The 21136-nt window shown below is 66.9% G+C and carries 18 protein-coding genes; 7 read left to right on the plus strand and 11 right to left on the minus strand.

Going from position 1 to position 21136, the window contains the following annotated elements:
• Nucleotides 1–31: 31 nt before the first annotated feature.
• The gene (locus ACFSM0_RS11255) at nucleotides 32–781 is read left to right on the plus strand and encodes a Crp/Fnr family transcriptional regulator (RefSeq protein WP_377390362.1); all 750 of its coding nucleotides are present in this window, start codon (nucleotides 32–34) and stop codon (nucleotides 779–781) included.
• 3 nt (nucleotides 782–784) lie between these two features.
• On the opposite strand, the gene ACFSM0_RS11260 is transcribed toward ACFSM0_RS11255, so the two are convergent.
• From ACFSM0_RS11260 to ACFSM0_RS11295, 8 genes are all read right to left on the minus strand, one after another.
• Nucleotides 785–2248, minus strand: coding sequence for a cytochrome P450 (locus tag ACFSM0_RS11260; RefSeq protein ID WP_377390364.1), 1464 nt, complete (start codon nucleotides 2246–2248; stop codon nucleotides 785–787).
• A 95-nt stretch (nucleotides 2249–2343) separates the two neighbouring features.
• Nucleotides 2344–3012 carry a peptide-methionine (S)-S-oxide reductase MsrA gene (gene msrA / locus ACFSM0_RS11265; RefSeq protein WP_377390366.1) on the minus strand — a complete coding sequence of 223 codons (669 nt, stop codon included), beginning with the start codon at nucleotides 3010–3012 and terminating at the stop codon, nucleotides 2344–2346.
• A gap of 9 nt (nucleotides 3013–3021) precedes the next feature.
• Nucleotides 3022–4860, minus strand: a complete 1839-nt coding sequence (locus tag ACFSM0_RS11270) for a cytochrome c biogenesis protein DipZ (RefSeq protein ID WP_377390368.1) — start codon at nucleotides 4858–4860, stop codon at nucleotides 3022–3024.
• 1 nt (nucleotide 4861) lies between these two features.
• Nucleotides 4862–5338, minus strand: a complete 477-nt coding sequence (msrB, locus tag ACFSM0_RS11275; protein ID WP_377390370.1) for a peptide-methionine (R)-S-oxide reductase MsrB — start codon at nucleotides 5336–5338, stop codon at nucleotides 4862–4864.
• Between the two features lie 93 nt (nucleotides 5339–5431).
• On the minus strand, nucleotides 5432–6409 hold the full coding sequence (locus ACFSM0_RS11280) for an NAD(P)H-binding protein (protein ID WP_377390372.1): 978 nt from the start codon (nucleotides 6407–6409) through the stop codon (nucleotides 5432–5434).
• Nucleotides 6410–6710: 301 nt separating this feature from the next.
• Nucleotides 6711–8033 carry a TRAP transporter large permease gene (locus ACFSM0_RS11285; protein ID WP_377390374.1) on the minus strand — a complete coding sequence of 441 codons (1323 nt, stop codon included), beginning with the start codon at nucleotides 8031–8033 and terminating at the stop codon, nucleotides 6711–6713.
• Between the two features lies 1 nt (nucleotide 8034).
• Entirely contained in the window at nucleotides 8035–8718 is a 684-nt protein-coding gene (locus ACFSM0_RS11290) for a TRAP transporter small permease (protein WP_377390376.1), read from the minus strand.
• A 59-nt stretch (nucleotides 8719–8777) separates the two neighbouring features.
• Entirely contained in the window at nucleotides 8778–9779 is a 1002-nt protein-coding gene (locus ACFSM0_RS11295; RefSeq protein ID WP_377390378.1) for a TRAP transporter substrate-binding protein, read from the minus strand.
• 112 nt (nucleotides 9780–9891) lie between these two features.
• Here ACFSM0_RS11295 and ACFSM0_RS11300 point away from each other — a divergent pair, with 112 nt between their 5' ends.
• The gene (locus ACFSM0_RS11300; RefSeq protein ID WP_377390380.1) at nucleotides 9892–11871 is read left to right on the plus strand and encodes a PAS domain S-box protein; all 1980 of its coding nucleotides are present in this window, start codon (nucleotides 9892–9894) and stop codon (nucleotides 11869–11871) included.
• Nucleotides 11868–12467 carry a response regulator transcription factor gene (locus ACFSM0_RS11305; protein ID WP_377390382.1) on the plus strand — a complete coding sequence of 200 codons (600 nt, stop codon included), beginning with the start codon at nucleotides 11868–11870 and terminating at the stop codon, nucleotides 12465–12467. The genes ACFSM0_RS11300 and ACFSM0_RS11305 overlap by 4 nt, the downstream gene beginning before the upstream one ends.
• Before the next feature lie 31 nt (nucleotides 12468–12498).
• On the opposite strand, the gene ACFSM0_RS11310 is transcribed toward ACFSM0_RS11305, so the two are convergent.
• The gene (locus ACFSM0_RS11310) at nucleotides 12499–13236 is read right to left on the minus strand and encodes a TIM barrel protein (protein WP_377390384.1); all 738 of its coding nucleotides are present in this window, start codon (nucleotides 13234–13236) and stop codon (nucleotides 12499–12501) included.
• Nucleotides 13237–13824 (minus strand): DUF1285 domain-containing protein, encoded by a 588-nt coding sequence (locus tag ACFSM0_RS11315; protein ID WP_377390386.1) that lies wholly within the window; start codon nucleotides 13822–13824, stop codon nucleotides 13237–13239. It abuts the gene before it with no gap.
• Nucleotides 13825–13894: 70 nt separating this feature from the next.
• Between ACFSM0_RS11315 and ACFSM0_RS11320 the strand changes: the two genes are divergently transcribed.
• The 4 genes from ACFSM0_RS11320 to ACFSM0_RS11335 are packed head-to-tail and all read left to right on the plus strand — an operon-like array spanning nucleotide 13895 to nucleotide 20641.
• Nucleotides 13895–14908: an AAA family ATPase gene (locus ACFSM0_RS11320; protein WP_377390388.1), complete on the plus strand. Its 1014-nt coding sequence runs from the start codon at nucleotides 13895–13897 to the stop codon at nucleotides 14906–14908.
• A gap of 32 nt (nucleotides 14909–14940) precedes the next feature.
• Complete coding sequence (locus ACFSM0_RS11325; RefSeq protein ID WP_377390582.1) at nucleotides 14941–15813, plus strand: DUF58 domain-containing protein; 873 nt, start codon at nucleotides 14941–14943, stop codon at nucleotides 15811–15813.
• Nucleotides 15810–18551: a DUF4159 domain-containing protein gene (locus ACFSM0_RS11330; protein ID WP_377390390.1), complete on the plus strand. Its 2742-nt coding sequence runs from the start codon at nucleotides 15810–15812 to the stop codon at nucleotides 18549–18551. Before ACFSM0_RS11325 ends, ACFSM0_RS11330 begins: the two co-directional genes overlap by 4 nt.
• Nucleotides 18548–20641: a hypothetical protein gene (locus ACFSM0_RS11335; RefSeq protein WP_377390392.1), complete on the plus strand. Its 2094-nt coding sequence runs from the start codon at nucleotides 18548–18550 to the stop codon at nucleotides 20639–20641. The genes ACFSM0_RS11330 and ACFSM0_RS11335 overlap by 4 nt, the downstream gene beginning before the upstream one ends.
• Here ACFSM0_RS11335 and ACFSM0_RS11340 read toward each other — a convergent pair.
• The gene (locus ACFSM0_RS11340) at nucleotides 20638–21051 is read right to left on the minus strand and encodes a DUF1489 family protein (protein WP_377390394.1); all 414 of its coding nucleotides are present in this window, start codon (nucleotides 21049–21051) and stop codon (nucleotides 20638–20640) included. The genes ACFSM0_RS11335 and ACFSM0_RS11340 overlap by 4 nt on opposite strands.
• Nucleotides 21052–21136 lie beyond the last annotated feature (85 nt).

Here is a 21136-nt window from a genome sequence, read left to right on the forward strand (position 1 = left end):
ATGTAGAATACACGTATCGCACAGGCGCGCCATGGCCGAGATCTCCGAACTGCCCAACCATCCCTGCGGGCGGTGCATCTTCTATGAAAAGAGCCTCTGGCATCCGGTCGGGCTTGGATCCGTGCAGCAGCTGAACGGCAGCTTCTCGCGCCGCGAAGTGGCGGCGGGAGAGGTGGTGTTTGAACAGGGCAGCCGCAACCACGCCGTGCTGTGCGTCTCCAAGGGGCTCATCGCGCTGCGCAGCCACAACCCGGATGGCTCCTCGACACTGATGCGGCTCGCCTATCCGGGCGAGATCATCGGCTTTCGCTCGTTCCTGAGCCGCAGCGAGCACCAGACAGAGGCGCGGGCGCTGATGCCCTCGCGGGTCTGCACTGTCACCCGCATGAGCGCCGAGAAACTGGTGCGCAACCACCCGGCCATTCTGGAACGGCTGATGGTGCGCGCGGTGGCCGAGATCGACCGCAGCCATGCCCGGATCATCGCCGCTGCCACCACCTCGAACAAGGACCGGCTGGCGCAGCTTCTCAAATGGCTGATGGCCCGCCATGGCGGCTTTGAAGACGGCATGATGCGGATGCAATTGCCGATGACGCGCTCCGACCTTGCCGATCTGATCGGGGTGCAGCGCGAGACCATGTCGCGGCTGATCAAACGGCTTGAGGAAGACGGAGATTTTGGTTTTCAGGGCCGGGAGGTCTGGATGCGCCCCCCGGAAGAAGACCTCACCTCCGCCACCGAGCGCGCCGAAATCGGCAAGATCGTGCAGCGGCTGCGCTGACTCTCAGGCCTCTTCCATCTCCGCCACCTTCGCGCTCGAGTGCACCGGCGCCACGCCTTCGCGGGGGGTGAGCTTGAGCCAGATCCCGTCACGCCCGCGCACGGTGAGTTGCGCCACCGGCATCGGCTCGCGCCCTTCGACCAATTCCACCCGGTAGCTGCGCAGCATCATGGCGAGCAGAAGCGGCCCCTCCGCCATCGCAAATCCTGCCCCGGGGCAGACCCGCGGCCCGGCGGAGAACGGAATATAAGACAGCCGCGAGCTTTCGCGCCCCTCGGGCGTGTCCCAGCGGGTCGGGTCGAAATCGTCGGGGTCTTTCCAGATCCGTTCATGGCGGTGCAGGTGCCAGGGGCTGACGACGATGAGCGAGCCTTTCGCCACCTTGCGGCCGCGGAACTCTTCCTCCTGCACGGTCTCGCGCAGATACATCGGCACCGGCGGGTAAAGCCGCATCGATTCGCGGAACACCGCGCGGGCAAGCTTGAGGCGCGGCACCGAGGAGGCATAGATTTTCTCGGCGTCGATCACCTCGAGCGCCTCGGCGGCCAGCTTTTCCTGCCATTCGGGGAAAAGCGCCATCAGATAGAGCGACCAGGCAAGCGCTGCCGCCCCCGTTTCATGGCCCGCAAGGAGGAAGATGCCGACCTGATCAACCATTTCGCCGGGGCTGAAACATTTGCCGTCGACCGGGTCGGGCGTGGTCATGATCCGGGTGGCGAGGTCATCGGGCGCGGTGCCCGCCGCGATCTCTGCCGCGCGCGCCTCGACCAGGCTCGAGATGAACCCGCGGATCTGCCTGGCCGTTTTCGTGGTGGCGCCAAAGCGCAGCTTGGGCAGCCAGCGCGGCAGGCTGAAAAGGGTGCCGGTGTTCACCATCGGGCGCGAGGCCTGATGCGCGCGGAAGGCATCAAAGACCGCATTCGCCGTCGCATGCTCGACCGGGATCGAGAACAGCGTGCGGAAGATCACATCAAGCGCGGCATGGCTCGCCTGCCCTTCCACATCGAGCGGGCGACCATCGGCAAAGGGGCGCATCCGCTCCACCATCGAGGCGGCGGCATCCCACATCGCCGGGATCACCTCCTTGGTGCGCCCGCCGTCAAAAGCGGGGTCGATGATGCGGCGCTGGCGCTCCCATTCCGGCCCGTTGGTGATGAAGATCGAATGACCCAGCAGCGGGGTCAGCCCTTCGAAGAGCCGCAGCGATTTGGGAAAATCACGGGGCCGCCTTGTCAGCACGAGGTCGACAAGGTCGGGGTCGTTGCAGAGATAGGAGGTAAAGAAGGGCGAGCGGAACTCCGCCATCCAAGCCCGAAACAGCCGCTGCGGTTGCACCGCCAGAATATCGAGCCGCACAAGGCGCAAGAACTCTCTCGGCCCCACCTTTTCAGGGCGCGGTGGAGGCTTCACCGGGCGGCGATGCGCAAACGGGCATTGGGGGGCGCGGCTCTCGGTTGCGGGTTCCATCGGTCCTCTCGCCTTCACTCTCGCGCCCTTGTGGCACAAACCGTGCCGCGCGAAGTTGACCATAGTCAAACCCCGCGCGCAAATCGGTTTTCCGCTCAGTTCGTTAGCGGCAAGAGCACGGGATCGGCACGGAACGCCGCGGGAAAGAGGCGCTTGAGCGCGTCGATCTTCGGCAGGTCTTCCTGAACGATGTAGGGATGCATCGGATGCCGGGCGAGGAAGTTCTGGTGGTAAGCCTCGGCCGGGTAAAAGGGCGCGTCTTCCTCGATCTGGGTCACGATCGCCGCCGGAAAGACCCGGGCGCGGTTCAGTTCGCCAATATAGCTGCGCGCGGCTTTTTCCTGCTGCGCCGTTTGTGGCACGATCAGCGAGCGGTATTGCGGGCCCACGTCCGGCCCCTGCCGGTTCAGCTCGGTCGGATCATGCGCAACCGAGAAAAAGATCCGCATCAGATCGCCATAGCTTACCTGCGCCGGATCATAGATGACCTGAACCGCCTCGGCATGGCCGGTATCGCCGCGGCTCACCCGCTCATATTGCGCCGTGCCCGCCGCGCCGCCCGCATAGCCCGAGGTGGCAGAAATCACCCCCTTGGTGTGCTGAAACACGCCTTGAACGCCCCAAAAACAGCCGCCCGCAAAAACCGCCGTCTGCGGCCCGGTCTCGGCAATGTGGCTCGCATAGGCCGGGATCTCGCGGCCCTCTTCGGCGGGCGCCAAGCCGGGCAGGAGGCTCAGCGCGAGCGCAAGGATCAGGCGTTTCATGGGACTCTCCTATCCGAAGGTGAAGGCAAAAGCTTGCACGCCGGGGGCTTGAAAGCGGATCTCGAACAGATGCTCTCCAACCTCCCCCTTGGCGCGGTAGAGTTGATAAAGCCGCTCGGTGGTGACGCTGCCCTTGCCCGCCGCATCGACATCCAGCCCCGCATCCTCCCCGGGTGGCTTGCCGTCGATCGTCACCGTGAAGGGGACGGGCGCTTCCCCGGGCGCAAGCACAAGGTGCAGATCGCGGGCATGGAAGCGAAACCGGATCGCGCCGTCGTCGCCCACAAGCTCTGACGCTTCGGGACCGACACTCCAGCGCCCGCCCAGCCCCCATTCGTTGAGCCGCAGGTCATCTGGCGCGGCATAGTCGTGGGGGAGATCCGCCACCAACCCCCCGTCGTTGAAATTGTTCGCGGCGCGGGCATGACCAAGGTAGGTTTCAGGCGAGAGCACATCGGCCATATCTGCGGCGGCAGAAACCCCCGTGGCCGTGACTTCCGCCGGGGGCCGTGCCACCTTGCTCAGCCCCGCCTCAGCCAGCAATTGCTGGATCACCTGTTCGGATTCTGCGTAGCCCCCTTCGCCAAAATGGTGATGACGAATGCGCCCCTCGGCATCGATGAAGTAATGCGCGGGCCAGAAGCGGTTTTGGAATGCGCGCCAGATCGCATAGTCATTGTCGAGCGCGACGGGGTAAGGGATGCCAAGATCCGCCACCGCGCGCGCCACATTGCGCGGGTTCTTTTCAAACGCGAATTCCGGCGCATGCACGCCAATCACCACCAGCCCCTGCGGCCCGTAAGCCTCGGCCCAAGCCTTCACATAGGGCAAGGCGCGCAGGCAATTGATGCAGGAATAGGTCCAGAAGTCGATCAGCACGACCTTGCCGCGCAGGTCTTCCGCCGTGAGCGGTTCAGAGTTGAGCCATTGCACCGCGCCCGCAAGCGAGGGCATCTGCCCCTCGACGGGGAGCGCCGCGGCGGGCGCCGTCATCGCCGGATCGGCAGCCATCATCATGGCCGGGCCACCGGTCATGGCGGGGCCACCGGTCATGGCGGGGCCTGTCATCGCCGGGCCGCCCTGCATCATCATCGCCCCGCCCGCCTCGGGCATCACGACAGATGCGGTCTGCTCCGCCTGCAACGTATCGATCAACCCGGCCTCAAGCCGGTTTGTCGAGGCAAGCGAGAGCCGGGTCAGAACCCCCGTATCAAGCCCCGTCGCAATCGCGCCCACCCCCAGCAGCACGGCCACGCCCAGCGCGCGCCGTACCCCCTCGCCCCAGCCCAGACCCCGTTTGAGGAGCGCAAAAACCTTCCCCCCGGCAAAGGCGGCGACCGCCAGCGCGGTGGCGGCCCCGAGCGCATAGGCGAGAAGCAGCGCCGAAGTCGCAAGGCTTGCCCCGTTGAGCGCCGCGCCTGTCAGGATGAGGCCGAGAATGGGCCCGGCGCAGGGCGCCCATAAAAGCCCCGTCGCCCCCCCGAGAAGCGCCGATCCGGCCACCGAGGGTTGGGCTTCTGCCCCGCTCGAGAGCCGGTTGCCCAAGGCCACAACAGGCCGGGTAAAACGGTCCGACAGAGCGGGAAACAGGAGCATCAGCCCAAAGGCCGCCAGCAGGGCCAAAGCCGCCCAGCGCCCCCATTGGTTCGCCGCAACCGCCCATCCGCCGCCGATTGCCGCGAGCGTGGCCACCGCCGCAAAGGCCAGCGCCATGCCGGCAAGCATCGGGGCCGCACCGCGCCAGAACGGTTGCCCGGCACGGGCGAACACGAAGGGCAGCACCGGCAGGATGCAGGGGCTCAGGATCGTCAGCACGCCACCGAGAAAGGCAAGAAGGGCGAGCGTCATCTCAGGCATCCGCCGGATGGAAGGTCATGGCCACGCCGTTCATGCAGTAGCGCAACCCGGTCGGCTGCGGCCCATCCTCGAACACATGGCCCAGATGCCCGCCACAGCGCGCGCAATGCACCTCGGTGCGGGTCATCCCCATCGAGCGGTCCGTTGTTTCGCCCACGGCGGTCTCGGAGATCGGCTGCCAGAAGCTTGGCCAGCCGGTGCCGCTTTCGTATTTTGTCCCCGAGGCGAAAAGAGGGTTGTCACAGGCCGCGCAGGCAAATGTTCCGCTGCGATGCTCGTTCAGGAGCGCGCTGGTAAACGGGTATTCCGTGCCGTGCTTGCGCAGGATCGCATATTGATCGGGGGTCAGAAGCTTTTGCCATTCGGCATCGCTATGCATGACCGCGAAAGCCTCTTCGGCCCGGGCAAGACCCGCTTTGCCGCACAGCGCGGCAAGGCAGGAGGTCATCAGAAACTGGCGCCTTTGCATTTTGTCCTCCGCTCGGCCGCCGGAAAGGCGGTTTTACGAAGGTAGCATCCCGCGACAAGCTGTCACGTCACTTTGGCGCACCAACGCGTGAGATCAAAAGATCGCATGCGCGCCGCGATCATCGCCCACCTCGCCGCGCAGCATCGCGGCGTAATGATCCTCAAGCCGGTCGGTGCCGAATTCGGGCGTGGCATCGGCGTCATAGGCGCGCGTTTCGGGGTTCCACAACAACATGCTCTCGGTGGCGTAATAGCGCCCGATCTTGGCCAGTTCGGCCTTCGCCTTGAGCTTGGGCGAAACGCGCCCCAGCGTGGAGAGCACGCCGACAATGCCCTCCATCAGCGCAAAGGGCACATGCTTGATTTTCACGGGCTTGCCGGTCAGGCGTTCGAGCATCGCCGCCTGATCGAGCGGTGTGATCGCCGGCCCCGGCCCGCCGATGGGCAGGATCTTGCGCTCTTTCGCGGGGTCGGTCAGGCACGCGGCGATGAAGCGGCCAAGATCGGCATCCGAGATCGGCTTGCAGGCGGTGCGGGTGCCATCCCCAAAAACGAGGAAGGGCTTGCCCGCCTGCACACGCGGCACCTGCCCCGAGAGCGATTTGAAAAAGGCGGTGGGGCGCACGATTGACCAGTGCAGCGGCGACGCGCGGAGCTGCGATTCAAACGCGATTTTCGCTTTCTGGAAGGCGAGATGGGGTTTTTGCACGCAGATCGCCGACAAAAGCACGAATCGCTGCACCCGGGTTTCGAGCGCCGCCTCAAGGGCGAGCGAATGGGCGCGGTGGTCGATCGCCCAGGCGTCGGCAGGCTCCCCGGTGCGGCTTGCGAGGCAGGAGACAATCGCCGCATGGGGGGTCTTGCGCAGAAGATCCTCCACAAGGCCCTGCTGCGTCACATCCCCCTCAACCAGGGTGCAGCCGGGCAAAAGCGCCGGGTCCGTGCCCGGGCGCACCAGCGCGGTCACGCCATGCCCGGCCTCGATCAGGGCGCGGGCGGTGGCCCGGCCAATCGTGCCGGTGCCGCCCAGAAGCAGGGTGCGGTAGCGCATGGGGGAAATGTGCGGGCTCATCTGACGTCCTCCGAAACGGCGCCACCTTAACAGCCTTGACGCGGGGCGAAACGGTCCATTTCGGCGCAGCGGGCGCGGGTTTTGGCGGGGCGAGTTTTGACGTGGGGAGTTTCGCTTCGGCAAAGCCGAAGCGACCCGCCGGGGGGCGTTGCCCCCCGGACCCCCCAGGATATTTTCACAAAGTCGAAGAGGGGGGCGGGGGGCTTGCCCCCGCCGGGTGGCTTTGCCTTCGCCAAGCGAAACGAAAACGCCGCGCCCGGAGCCCGGGCGCGGCGTTCGATCCTCTGCGCGGCGCGGGTCGTTACATGCCGATCAGATGCGGCAGTGTCAGGGTGATCGCGGGCACATAGGTGATCAGCACGAGGAAGGCGAGCATCGTCAGCAGCCACGGCCAGACCGCCACCGTGAGCTCGGTGATCCCCATCTTGGTGATGCCGCTCGCTACATAGAGGTTCAGCCCCACTGGCGGGTGGCACATTCCCACCTCCATATTGACCACGATCATGATGCCGAAATGCACCGGATCGATGCCGAGCCGCACCGCCACCGGAAACAGGATCGGTGCCATGATCAGCACGATCGACGAGGGCTCCATGAAGTTCCCGGCGGCAAGCAAGAGCACGTTGACGATGATCAGGAACATCCACCAGCTCAGCCCCGCATCCACCATCCAGGTGCCGAGCGCCTGCGGAATGCCCTCATGCGTCATCAGGAAGGAGAACAGGACCGCGTTGGTGATGATGTAAAGCAGCATCGCCGACATGTTGGCTGAAGCGAGCAGAACCCTTGGCACGTCGCGCAAGGTGAGATCCTTGTAGACGAAGACCGAGATCACGAAGGCATAAACCGCCGACATCGCCGCCGCCTCGGTCGGCGTGAAGATGCCCGCATAGATCCCGCCGATCACCACGATGATCAGCAAAAGCCCCCAGATCGCCTCGCGAAACGCCGTCCAGCGCGCGCGGAAGCTCGCTTTGGCGAGGCGCGGATAGTTGTTCTTGCGCGCCCGATACCAGGTGGTGAAGGCGAGGAAGCCGGCCAGCATCATCCCCGGCACAACGCCGGCAATGAAGAGTTCGCCCACAGAGGCGGCGTCGACCACCTCCCCATTCGGCCCCTCGACCAGCATCCCCGAGGTGGCGACGGCATACATCACCATCACGATCGAGGGCGGAATGAGGATGCCGAGCGCGCCCGAGGTGGTGATCACCCCGGCGCCGAACTGCTTGGGAAAGCCCTGCGCCACCATCGCGGGCAGGATCACCGAGCCGATCGCCACCACCGTTGCGGGCGAAGAGCCGGAAACGGCCGCAAAGAGCGCGCAGGCGATCACGCCGGCCAGACCAAGGCCCCCGTGCCAGTGCCCCACCATTGCGGTGGCAAAATTGATCATCCGCTTCGCCACCCCGCCATGGGTGAGGAAGTTCCCCGCCAGAATGAAGAACGGGATCGCCATGATCTCGAATTTCTCGATGCCGGTGAAGAGCTTCAGCGCCACCGTGTCGATGGGCACCTCGGTCATGGTGAACAGGAAGGTCAGCACCGTCAGGCCGAGCGAGATCGAGATCGGCATGCCGGTCAGCATCAGGGCGACAAGCAGCCCGAAGATAATCAGAGCGCTCATCTCACTTGTCCTTCTCTTTTTCGACAAGGTCGCGGGGCGTCAGCGGCGAATGCAGGAACACCTCGCCCAGATCGTCGATCCCCTCGTCCTCGGTGTCGACGCCATCGACATGGCCGTGGTCGTGATGCGGCAACTCGCCGGTGCGGGCGAAACTCACCGCCACCTGCAGGAAGCGAAAACACATCAGCGCCGAGCCCATCGGGATCGCGAGGTAAACCAGCCACATCGGCAGTTCGAGATCGGGCGAGATCGAGGAGGCGTTATACATGTGATGCACGAAATTCGCGCCCAGCACCGCGATGATGCCGGTGAACAGCGCGCCTGCGGCGAGGCCGAACAGGATGAAAAACCGCCGCTTGGGGGCCTCAAGCCGGTTGATCAGCACGTCGATGCCGACATGGATGCCGGTGCGCACACCATAGGCCGCGCCAAATTTTGCCATCCAGACGAACAGGATGATCGTCAGTTCCTGCGCCCAGACCAGATTGATCGAGCGCAGCGACAGATAGGCGTTTTTCGCCGCGGCGGCAGCGCCGGGCATACCGTGGCCCCGGAAGAAGCCGACAAAATCGGCAACGAACCCCAGGGCGAAACGATGGGTGACCGAGGCGAAGATCAGCACCGTCGCCGTTGCGATGAGCGTGGCGATCAGGACTTCTTCGGCCCGGTCGAGGATGCGCAGCATGGCGGCCCCCGTCTGGCAGGATGAAAGGAAGGGGCGGCCGCGCGGGCCGCCCCGGAACGTTATTCCGCCGTCGCGGCCTTCACCGCGGCGATGGTTTCGGCGCCGATCCGGCCCGCCATTTCCTCATGCACCGGGGCCAGCGCTTCCATCCAGGCGGCGCGTTCTTCCTCGGTCATCTCGTGGAACTCGGTGGTGCCGGTGGCCTTCATGGCCTCAAGCGCCTTGTCATTCTCTTCCTTGGCGATACCGTTGGCGTAAACCGTGGCCTCCGCCATCGCCTTTTCGAGCCCTTCGCGCACATCGGCGGGCAGCCCGTCCCAGAACTGCTTGTTCACGATCACCGCATAGCCCAGATAGCCGTGGTTCGAGACGGTGGCGTATTTCTGCACCTCGTTCATCTTCTGGGTATACATGTTCGAAGGCGGGTTCTCGGTGCCGTCGACAACGCCCGTTTGCAGCGCCTGATAAACCTCGGAGAAGGCCATCACCTGCGGCACGGCGCCAAGCGCGTTCATCTCGGCCTCGAGCACTTTCGAAGACTGGATGCGCATTTTCAGGCCAAGGAAATCATCCGGGGCGATCAGCGGGCTGTTGGCCGACATGATCTTGAAACCGTTGTCCCAGAAGGCGAGCCCGGTGATGCCCTTCGGCTCAAGCTTGGCCATGAGCATCTTGCCCACCTCGCCCTCGGTCACCTTGTGGAGCGCATCATAGCTCGGGAAGATGTAGGGCAGGTCGAACACTTCGAAATCCTGCACGCCGAGCGGGCCGAATTTGGCAAGCGAGGGCGCAAGCATCTGCACCGCGCCCAGTTGCAGCGCCTCCAGCTCTTCCTTGTCCTTGTAAAGCTGGCTGTTGGGGTAGACTTCCACATCCACCGCGCCATTGGTGTAAAGCTCTGCCAGCTCTTCGAATTTTGCCGCGCCCTTGCCCTTGGGCGTGTCGGGGGCAACAACGTGGCTGAACTTGATCACGATCGGCTCGGCCATGGCCGGAACGGCAAGCGCAAGGCTCAGGGCGGTGGCGCCAGCAAGGGCGCCGAGAAAACGACGGGTCAGCATGTGATTCTCCTCCGAAATCCGCTCTCCTCGGCGGACGGCGCCTTATTGCGCAATAATCTTGCGTGGCGCTATTGCGGCTTTCCGCAATGCTGCGCCGTGCTAAGAAGCGGGCATGGCACGAAAGATCACAACCGACGCGGCCGAAGGGCCGGAAAGCTGGAGCGTGGCCGAGATGCTCGGCCCGCGCCGGGTCGATGTGCTGGCGTTGATCCCGCTTGTGGCCATTGTTGCGCTCGTCGGCCTGGTCGGCACGCTCGTGTTCTTCGTCGCGCAGGCCGATGCAACGCGAGCGCGCGCGAAGCTTGCCACCGATGCGCTCTGGGTCGAGCAGACGTTGCATTTCCAGATGTCGGTCGATGAAGATCAACTGGTCCGGCTTGCGCTTGACGCGGCCGCCGGGGCCGCCCCCGACGTGCTGGCGGCGCGGGCGCGGCTTCATGTGGCCACCAACCCCGAGACGCTGGGCATTCGCTGGTTCGACGCCGAAGGCCGGATGGTGTCGGCCATCCCTGACAGCACCGGCGCGGGCGAGCAGGCACTGGCACGGCAACTCCTTGCCGCAGGTGCGGTGACGGCACGGCCCGTCTATGGCCCGGTGACGGGGGGCGTGGTTGCGATGGCGCAGCGGATCTCGGCGGAGGGCGGCGTGGTCGTCGCCACGCTTTCGCTGCCGATCATGTTCGAGCGCCACATCCCGTGGTGGATCGCCGAGCAATATGGCGTGCGCATCACCGATGCCTCCGGCGTGCTTGTCGAGCGCGCCCGCCGCCCGGTGGCGGAGCGCGCGCCGCGCCACGGCATCAGCTTCGACCCGCCGCTGGCAGGCACCACGCTCGAAATCATGGCCTATGACGCGCCGCCGATCTTTGGCGCAACGGCGCTCTTGGCGGCAATTGCCGCGCTCTCGGTGTTTGCAATCCTCGCGCTCGCGGCTCTCCACCGCAACGCCACACGGCGGCGCAAGGCGGAAGACCGGCTCAATGCCGAAATGGCGTTTCGCCGCGCGATGGAAGAAAGCCTCACCGTCGGAATGCGGGCGAAGGATCTGCGCGGGCGGATCCTTTACGTCAACGCGGCCTTTTGCAAACTCGTGGGGCTGAGCGCGGAAGATCTTGTCGGGCGCGGCACGCCGATGCCCTATTGGGCGCCCGACACGCTTGAGGAAACGCTTGCCCGCCAGCGCCAGCTGGCCGAGGGCCCCGCGGTGCCGCAGGCATTTGAAACCCGCTTCCGCCGCGCGGATGGCACCGAGATCGAGGTGCAGGTGTTCGAGGCGCCGCTGATCGACGCCTCCGGCCAGCATCGCGGCTGGATGGGCTCAACGATCGACATCACCGAGGCGAAGGGCGCGGCCCGGCGCGCGCGCGCGCAAGACGAGAGCCTTGCCCGCACCGGGCGGCTGGTGACATTGGGCGAGATGGCCTCGACCCTGGCGCATGAGCTGAACCAACCCTTGGCCGCAATTGCCTCCTATGCCGCGGGCGGGCTCAATCTCTTTGATCAGCCCGAGCCGGACATGGGGATGCTGCGGCAGGCGTTTGAAAAGATGGCCGCACAGGCGCGCCGCGCCGGGCTGATCATCCGCCGGGTGCAGGATTTCGTGAAAAAGCGCACGCCCCAGCTTGGCCCGCTCGATCTGCCCGAAGTGCTCGCCGAGGCGATGGCGCTGATGGCGGCGCAGGCGCGCGAGAACCGGGTGAAGCTCGCGAGCCTTCTGGAAGGGCGAATCCCTCCGGTGAGCGCGGACCGGATCTTGATCGAGCAGGTGCTCGTGAACCTCATCCGCAACGGCATCGAAGCGATGGCCGAGGGGCCGCGGGCGGGCAATGACCTGACCGTGCGGATGGCCCGTGTCGACAATGTTGTGACGCTTGAGGTGATGGACCGCGGCCCGGGCATCTCGGATGCGGTGGCCGCAAGCCTCTTTGATCCCTTCACCTCGACCAAATCGGAGGGCATGGGGATGGGGCTCAACATCTGCCGCTCGATCGTCGAATTGCATCACGGCCGGCTCGTGCACCGCCCCCGCCCCGGCGGCGGCACGATCTTCTCCTTCACCCTGCCCATTCATCCTGAAGGAGGCCTGCCATGAGCGACACGGTGCATATCGTCGACGATGAGGAAAGCCTGCGCGACAGCCTTGCCTTTCTCTTTGCCTCACGCGGCATCGCGGCGCGGGTCTGGCCCTCGGGAGAGGCGATGCTGGCCGCCTGGCCGCTCGCCGATTGCGGCTGCCTGATCCTCGATGTGCGGATGGAGGGGATGTCCGGCCCGCAGCTTCTCGATGCCTTGCAGGCGCTTCCCGGGCAAGCGCTGGTGCCGCCGGTGATCTTTTTGACCGGCCATGCCGATGTGCCGCTTGCCGTGCAATCGCTGAAATCGGGCGCATTCGACTTTGTCGAAAAACCCTTCAACGACAATCATATCGTCGACATTGCGCTCTCTGCCATGGCGGCCCATGCCGGACGGCTTGCCGAGGCGCAGGTGCGCGAGGCGGTGGCGGCGCGGCGGGCGAGCCTTTCGGCGCGCGAGGCGGAGGTGATGGCGCTGATGCTCGAAGGGCTGATGAACAAGCAGATCGCCGACAGTCTCGGGATCGCGATGCGCACGGTCGAGGTGCATCGCTCGCGCGTGCTCGCGAAAATGGGCGCACGCAACATTGCCGATCTGGCCCGGATGATTTCCTGATTTGCCGAAATTTCGATAAATACAGAAATACCTATTTTCCGGCCAACGCGATCCAGCCAAGCTCCGCTGAGGTGGTCAGCTTTGGCACGAAATCGGCGCTGACCCAGCCCTTGAACTTGTCTTTTGACAGCCGCTTGAAAAAGGCTTTGAGATCAAGGCCGTCAGCGCCCGGCATGCCCCGGTCCGGCGCTGCGGCAAGGCGGATCAACCGGATCTGCGGCGCGAACCGCTCCCAAAGCGCCAAAGGTGCTGCGCCCAGCGCCACCGCTTCACAGGTGTCGAGCACAAGACCAAGATTGGGGGCATTGACAGAGGCCAGGACCTCGGCCACCTGATCATAACCGGTCAAAAAGTCGCCCGCGGCGTAAGGCGCAATCGCATAGCTCCGCTTTGGCGCCGCGGCGCAGGCCTGGCGCAAATTGGCGACCAGCGGCGCCAGATCCCCCTCCGGCCCGGCACGGATCTCGACAACAGCGGGCTTGAGCACATCGGCGTAACGCGCCATGCGCTTGAGATCGCGCGCGAACCGATCTTCCCCGCCCGGCGTGGCCGCATAGCCGGGCGCGGCGCCTGTGTAATTGGGCGGCGGCGCCTGCATCGCGGCGAAGGAAAGCCCGTTCATCACCAGCCGGTCGCGCAGCTCCTGCACCGGCCCCTCGTAAGGGGACGGCAGCGACACCCCCGAAAACCCCGCCGCCTGCGCCGCCGAAAACCGCGCGGGCTCGGGCAGTTCGAGAAACAGCCTGGACAGATCCGCCGCCAGCCGCATTCAGAGATCCGCCATCGGCGTGATCGGAAAGAACATGCCCTGCGAGCTCAGCCCGAGCCACTCTGCCCCCGCATGGGGCCCCGGCTGCGCCAGATCGACAAGCCGGTAAAACGTCTTGCGGTCGATCCGCGCCTCAAGCCCGCGGCGCACATGCACATAGGGCCGGGGCTCGCCATCGGCGGCAAATTGCACCCGGATCGGATGTTCGGGCCCCGCGGTGACACGATCCCCGACATTCGTCAGGAAGGTGAGATCCCCCTCCGAGGCCGTGCAATCCACCGCGATAAAGGGCGCATCCGCCACCCGGATTCCCACTTTTTCGACCGGCGTTACAAGAAAATACTTCCCCTCCTCCAGCTTCAGGATGGAGGCGAAGAGCCGCACCAGCGCCTCCCGCCCGATCGGCGTGCCAAGGTAAAACCATGTGCCATCGGCGCGGATCTCGATGTCGAGATCGCCGCAAAAGGGCGGGTTCCACAGATGCACGGGCGGCGGCCCCTTGGCCCCCGCCTTTTGTGCCGCGGCGGCCAACCCTTCGGCGCTCACGGCGGGCTTCACGCTTGTGTGTCTCGTCTCTGGTTCGGTCATCGGCTCTTTGCGGTTGGTTTGGCTGCGGTTACATGTTGAGGTGATCCTACCCCGCAACCGGAGCCCTGTCATGAGTGAGACCGAAACCCTCGTCAGTGAAATCGACCGGCTCGGCGCGAAGCTCGGCGAAGCGCGCGCCTCGGTGAACCGCCGGTTCATCGGCCAGGAGCGGGTGGTGGAGCTGACGCTCGCGGCGATGCTCTCGGGCGGGCATGCGCTGCTGGTCGGCCTGCCGGGGCTGGGCAAGACGATGCTGGTCGACACGCTCGCCACGGTGATGGGCCTTGCCCCCGCGCGCATCCAGTTCACGCCCGATCTGATGCCCGCCGATATTCTGGGCTCCGAGGTGCTGGAAACCGCCGCCGATGGCACGCGCGCCTTCCGCTTCCTTGAGGGGCCGATCTTTTGCCAGCTTCTGATGGCCGATGAGATCAACCGCGCGAGCCCGCGCACGCAATCTGCGCTGTTGCAGGCGATGCAGGAGCGCGAGGTGACGGTGGCAGGCCAGCACCGCCCGCTCGGCCCCCCGTTCCACGTGCTGGCGACGCAAAACCCGATTGAGCAAGAGGGCACCTATCCGCTGCCCGAGGCGCAGCTTGACCGCTTTCTCGTGCAGGTCGATGTCGATTACCCGACCCGCACCACCGAGCGCGATATTCTGCTGGCCACGACCGGGGTAGAGAGTGCCGCCGCGCTGCGGGTGTTTTCCGCCGAAGAGTTGATCGCCGCGCAGGCTTTGGTGCGGCGGATGCCGGTGGGCGATGCGGTGATCGAGGCGATCCTTGATCTCGTGCGCGCCTGTCGCCCGGGCGAGCCGGAGGCCCGCGCCATCGCCCGCGAGAGCCTCGCCTGGGGGCCGGGGCCACGCGCGGCGCAAGCGCTGATGCTCACCGTGCGCGCCCGCGCGCTGCTGAACGGGCGCCTTGCGCCTTCGGTGGCCGATGTCGCAGCGCTTGCGCGCCCGGTGCTCTCGCACCGCATGGCGCTGACCTTCGCCGCCCGCGCCCGTGGCGAAACCCTCTCGGAAATCATCGCCCGGGTCGTGACCGAGGTGCTCGGCGCCGCGGCCGAGCAGGCTGCGTGAGCGATCCCCTGCAAGACGCGGCGGCGCGTGAAATGCGCCGCGCCGCCGAAGCGGACGCGGCGGCGCTTCCGGCGCTGTTGATTGCCGCCGAACATCTGGCAAGCACGGTGCAAATGGGCAGCCACGGTCGGCGCCGCGCCGGGGCGGGGGAAGAATTCTGGCAGTATCGCCCCGCCCATTCCGGCGATGCCGCCCGCTTTGTCGACTGGCGCCGCTCCGCGCGCTCCGACACGCAATTCGTGCGCGAACGCGAGATGCAAAACGCACAATCGCTCCATCTCTGGGTCGATCCCTCCGCCGCGATGCGCTTTACCGGCGCCGCCTCCGGGCGCGCGGCCCGGCCCGAAAAACGCGATCGCGCCCGGCTTCTGGCCCTTGCGCTGGCCATTTCGGCGTTGCGCGCGGGCGAGCGCGTCGGGCTGGCAACCGCGCTGGTGCCGCCACGCCCCGGACGGGCGCAGCTTCTGACCCTGGCAGAGGCGCTTGGCGCCGAGACAGGGGCCGCCGATTACGGCACGCCGGATCTGTCCGCCGTAGCGCCGCAGGCAGAGGTGGTGCTGCTCTCGGACTTTTTGGGTGAGGTGGGCGCCTTGGAGACGGTGCTGCGCGGGGCTGCCGAACGCGGGATTCGCGGCGCGCTGTTGCAGGTGCTCGACCCCGCCGAGGAAGACTTTCCCTTCGACGGGCGCACCATCTTCACCTCGATGGCGGGCGGGGTGCACTTTGAAACCCGCGAGGCCGCGGGGCTGCGCGCAAGCTATCGTGCACGCCTGTCAGACCGGCGCGCGCAGCTTGCGCGGCTCTCCGCCGAGGCGGGCTGGGCGTTTTCGACCCACCATACCGGGGCGCCTGCGCAGGGGGCGCTTCTGTGGCTGCATGGCGCGCTTTCGGGGGGCTGGCGATGACAGGTCTTGGCCCCGTCGGCTTCACCGCGCCATGGCTATTGCTTGCACTTCTCGCTTTGCCGCTGCTGTGGCTCTTGCTCCGGGCGGTGCCACCTGCGCCGGTGCGCCGCCGCTTTCCCGGCGTTGTGCTGCTGCTCGGGCTGAAAGACGAGGCGAGCCAAGCCGAGCGCACGCCGTGGTGGCTGTTGCTGCTGCGCATGCTCGCGCTTGCCGCGGCAATCATCGGCTTTGCGGGGCCGGTGCTGAACCCTGAGCCGATCTCCGCGGCGCAAAATGGCCCGCTTGTGATCCTTGAAGATGGAAGCTGGGCCTCGGCGCCGGGCTGGTCGCGCCGGATCGAACGGATCACCCGCGCCCTGAGCGCGGCGGAGGCGGCAGGCCGCCCGGTGGCGCTGATCAATCTTTCCGATCCGCCGCCCGCGCCGCCACCGTTTTCCCGCGCCGAGGACATTCGCGCCACCCTTCCCGGGGTCAAGCCGGAGCCATGGGAACCCGCGGTCGATCTCATGCCCGCGCAAATCCTGCCCGCCGGGCGGTTTGAAACGCTCTGGCTCTCCGACGGGCTCGACCGCGCGAGCCGCGCCGCGTTGCAACGGGCGGTGACCGACCGCGGCCCCGTGAGCGTCTGGCAACCCGCCGCCCCGGTGCTTGCCCTTGGCACGGCGGCGGTCGACGGCACCGGGCTCGTGCTCCCGGTGCAGGCCTCGGCCCCCGTTTCCCGCACCCTCGATGCGGTCGCCTTCGGGCTCGATCCGGCGGGGCGCGAGCGCGAGCTTGCGCGCGAGATCGTCAGCCTTGAGGCCACCGCCACAGCCCCGATCCGCTTCGATCTGCCGCCCGAATTGCGCAACCGCATCACCCGTTTCGAGCTTGCCGGGCTGCGCTCGGCCGGCGCCGTCAGCCTCACCGATGATGCGCAAAAGCGCCGCAAGGTGGCGCTGATCTCTCCCTCCAGCGCGCGCGAGGGGCTCGAACTTCTGGCCCCCACCCATTACCTGCACCAGGCGCTCGCACCGAGCGCCGATCTGATCGAGGCGACGCTTTCGGATGCGCTTGCGGCCAAGCCCGATGTGATCATCCTCGCCGATATCGGCGCCGTGGCCGAGGCGGACCGGCTCGCCGAGTGGCTCGAAGAGGGCGGGCTCTTGATCCGTTTTGCCGGCCCGCGCCTTGCTGCAGCCGAAACCGCGGGAGACATGCTCTTGCCTGTGCCCCTGCGTCAGGGCGGGCGCTCGGTGGGGGGCGCGATGAGCTGGGGCGAACCGCGCCGCATCGCGCCTTTTCCCGATGGCTCGCCCTTTGCCGGGCTTGCGGTCCCCGATGAGGTGACGGTGCGCGAGCAGGTGATGGCCGAACCGGGGCCGGATCTCGCCGCCCATACCATCGCGGCTCTGGCGGACGGCACACCGCTCGTGACCCGCGCCGCCTTTGGTCAGGGGCAGATCGTGCTCTTTCACGTGACGGCGAATGCCGAATGGTCCAACCTGCCGCTTTCGGGGCTGTTCCCGCAGATGCTCGAACGGCTCTCGGTGCTGGCGCGCCCCGCTGCGCCCTCGGCCGAAGATCTGGCCGGGCAGATCTTCACGCCGGTGAAGCGGCTGGACGGTTTCGGCGCGCTGAGCCCTGCCGAGGCCGCCGCCGGTGTGCCGGGCGAGAAGCTCGCCGAAGGCCCGCCCGGCCCCGGCCTCTCGCCGGGCCTTTACCGCAGCGAGGATCGCATGCTTGCCCTCAACGCGCTCGCGCCCGGACGCCAGCTCTCGGTGGCGCGCTGGCCTGACGGGATAACGCTTGAAGGCGAGAGCGCGCCGCGCGCCACACCGCTTGCAGGCCCGCTTCTGGCGGCGGCACTGGTGGCCCTGCTGCTCGATCTGCTCGCCACCCTTGCCCTTTCGGGCCGGTTGCGGGGCGCACGCGCGCTGGCGCTTGTGGCCCTCACGCTCGCCGCCGCGCCAATGGATCTGCGCGCCGAGGAAAGCCCGATGGACCCGGCCCGCGCGGTCACCGCCGCAGAGAATGTGGTGCTTGCCTATATGCCCTCGGGCGATGCGCAGATCGACGCGACCTCGCGGGCCGGGCTCGACGGGCTCACCCGGGTGCTGACCCGGCGCACCACGGTCGAGCCCTCCCCGCCGATGGCGATTGACCTTTTGCGGGACGATCTTGCGCTCTTCACGCTGATCTACTGGCCGGTCACGGAGAGCGCGCCGATGCCCTCGCCAGAGGGCTATGCAAAGCTCAACCGCTTTCTGAGGGGCGGTGGCCTGATCCTTTTTGACACCCGCGACGCCGATCTGGCCGGGCTTGGCACCGCCACCGGCGCCGGGCAGCGGCTGCAGGCGCTGGCAGCACCGCTCGACATCCCGCCGCTGGAGCCCTTGCCCGCGGATCATGTGCTCACCCGCACCTTTTATCTGCTGCAAACCATGCCCGGTCGCTACGATGGCCCGATCTGGGTGGAGGCGGCGCCCCCCGATGCCGAGCAGGCCGAGGGCATGCCGTTTCGCAACCTCAACGACGGGGTGAGCCCGGTGGTGATCGGCGGCAACGACTGGGCCGCGGCCTGGGCGGTGGATGAGACGGGCCAGCCGATGCTGCCGGTCGGGCGCGGCTCGGCGGGCGAGCGGCAGCGCGAGATTTCTTGGCGCTTCGGCGTCAATCTGGTGATGTATGTGCTGACGGGCAATTACAAATCCGATCAGGTCCATGTCCCTGCCCTGTTGGAAAGGCTCGGCCAATGACCGCGGGAACCCTTACTTTTGCGCCGCTCCTGCCGTGGCCCTTATTGGCCGCCATGGGCGCACTTGCCCTCGGTCTTGTGGCCTTTGCGCTCTGGCGCGGGCTGAAGGGCTGGGCCTTGCGCGGCCTTGCGGCTGCGGTGCTGCTTGCCGCGCTGTGCCAACCCGCGCTCCAGAGCGAAGAGACCCGCCCGCTTTCCGATATCGTGCTGCTGCTTGAGGACCGCACCGCCTCGCAAAGCCTGTCCGACCGCGCCGCGCAGACCGATGCGGCGGTGGCCCGCCTTGCGGCACAGATCGACGCGCTCCCCGAGACCGAGCTGCGCCGCGTCACCCTGCCGGATGCCCCGGGGAACGGCGGCACCCAGCTTGGCGCGGCATTGACCGAAGCGCTCGCCGCCGAGCCGCGCGGGCGGGTGGCGGGCGTGCTCGTGGTCTCGGACGGGCAGATCCATGACCCAGAGGCGCTCCCGGCACTGCCCGCGCCGCTGCAGCTTTTGCGCACCGGCCATGCAACGGACTGGGACCGCCGCCTCGTGATCGAGACGGCCCCCGCCTTTGGCATCATTGGCGAAGAGACCGCGATCCGGCTCAGGGTCGAAGACAGCGGCGCCGTCCCGGCCTCGGTGGGGCAATTCGCGCAGCTCTCCATCGCCATCGATGGCGCCGCGGCGAAAAGCTACACCGTCACCGTCGGGCAGGATCTCGAATTGCCGCTGACGCTGGAACACGGCGGGCAGAACGTGGTGCAATTTACCCTCGCCCCCACGCCGGGCGAGCTGACCGCGCGCAACAACAGCGCGGCGGTGCAGATCAATGGCGTGCGCGACCGGCTGCGCGTCTTGCTGGTTTCCGGCCAACCGCATGCGGGCGAGCGCACATGGCGCAACCTGCTCAAATCCGACGCGGGGGTCGACCTCGTTCATTTCACCATCCTGCGCCCGACCGAGAAGCACGACGGCGTGCCGGTGACCGAACTCTCGCTGATCGCCTTCCCGACGCAGGAGCTGTTTCTCGACAAGATCGACCAGTTCGACCTGATCATCTTCGACCGTTACGCCGCGCGCGGCATCCTGCCGGCCGCCTATTTCGAAAATATCCGCGCCTATGTGGAGCGCGGCGGCGCGGTGCTGGTTTCTGCCGGGCCGGAATTTGCCACGGTGCAGAGCCTCTGGCAGACGCCGCTGGGCGAGATCTTGCCCGCGCGGCCCACCGGGCGGGTGCTGTCCGAACCCTATCTGCCGCGCCCGACCGCGCTTGGCCTGCGCCATCCGGTGACTGCCGGGCTCGAAGGCGCCCCCCCTGTCTCGGGCGATCCGGGGGCGGAGCATTGGGGCCGCTGGCTGCGCCAGATCGAGCTTTCGGGCGCAACCGGCGAAGTGGTGATGACCGGGGCGGAGGGTGCGCCGCTTTTGGTGCTCTCGCGCGCCGGCAAGGGGCGGGTGGCGCTTCTGGGCTCGGATCACGCCTGGCTTTGGGATCGCGGTTTTGAGGGCGGCGGGCCGCAACTCGAACTTTTGCGCCGGATCGCGCATTGGGCAATGAAGGAGCCCGATCTGGAGGAAGAGGCGTTGCAGGTCGAGATCACGCCCGGCACGCAGGGCTTTACGGTGACGCGCCGCACGATGAAAGAAAGCGTCGGCCCGCTCACGGTCACGCTGCCGGATGGCTCCACCACCGAGCTTTCCCTTTCGGAGATAGAGCCGGGCCGGTTTGCCACGAGCTGGCAGGCGCCCTCCGAGGGCCTCTACCGGCTGAAACAGGACGATCTCGAGCGGGTGGTGGCGCTTGGCCCCGCGAGCCCGAGGGAGTTTGAAGATCCGGTCGCATCCGCCGCGCCGCTCGCGGTGGCGCTCGCCAGTTCGGGGGGCGCCGACACCGCGCTCGAAAACGGCATTCCCTCCGTGCGGAAAGTTCGGCCGGGCAAACCCGCCGCCGGGCGCGGCTGGATCGGCATCACACCGCGCGGCGCGGAAGAGGTCACCGGCATTCGCCGCGGGGATCTGATGCCGGGCTGGGCCTGGCTTTTGATTGCCGCCGCGCTCACCCTCGCCGCTTGGCGGATCGAGGGGCGGCGCGCACGCCAAGCCTAACGCAGGCCGATTTCGGAAAGGGCGGACTGCAGATCGAGCGGCAGCGCGGGCTCGGCGGCCTGTCCTGCGGGCAAATCGCGGGGCGCGTCTGCCGCGGAAAAGTAGCGCCAGCCCTGAAACGGCCGACGCGGCATCGCCTCGGTGCGAATGATCTCCCCGTCCAGCACCAAGGCGCAGCGCGAGATCCCATCCGCCCCCATCACCGGCGCAAGGTCGATCACCTTCTGGCGCGCCAGAATCACGCCCTTGATTACCCAGTAGAGCGAGCCGCCATCCAGCACCTCTTCGGCGCGTTTGGGCCACATCCGCGTGATATGGCGCGCAGGCCCGGCGCCATAATGCGCCCTTTGCCAGTCCAGCAGATCCTCGACGCTCTCGGCGCCAACGCAAAGTTTGAGCAGGTGAATCATCGCAGCCCCCTTCGCCCCTGATCTAGGCCGCCCGGCCCGGGGCGGCAACCGGGCTTTCCGTCTGGCCTCTGCCCGCCATACGCTG

This window comes from Rhodobacter lacus (assembly GCF_042683065.1).
Lineage (GTDB): Bacteria > Pseudomonadota > Alphaproteobacteria > Rhodobacterales > Rhodobacteraceae > Rhodobacter > Rhodobacter lacus.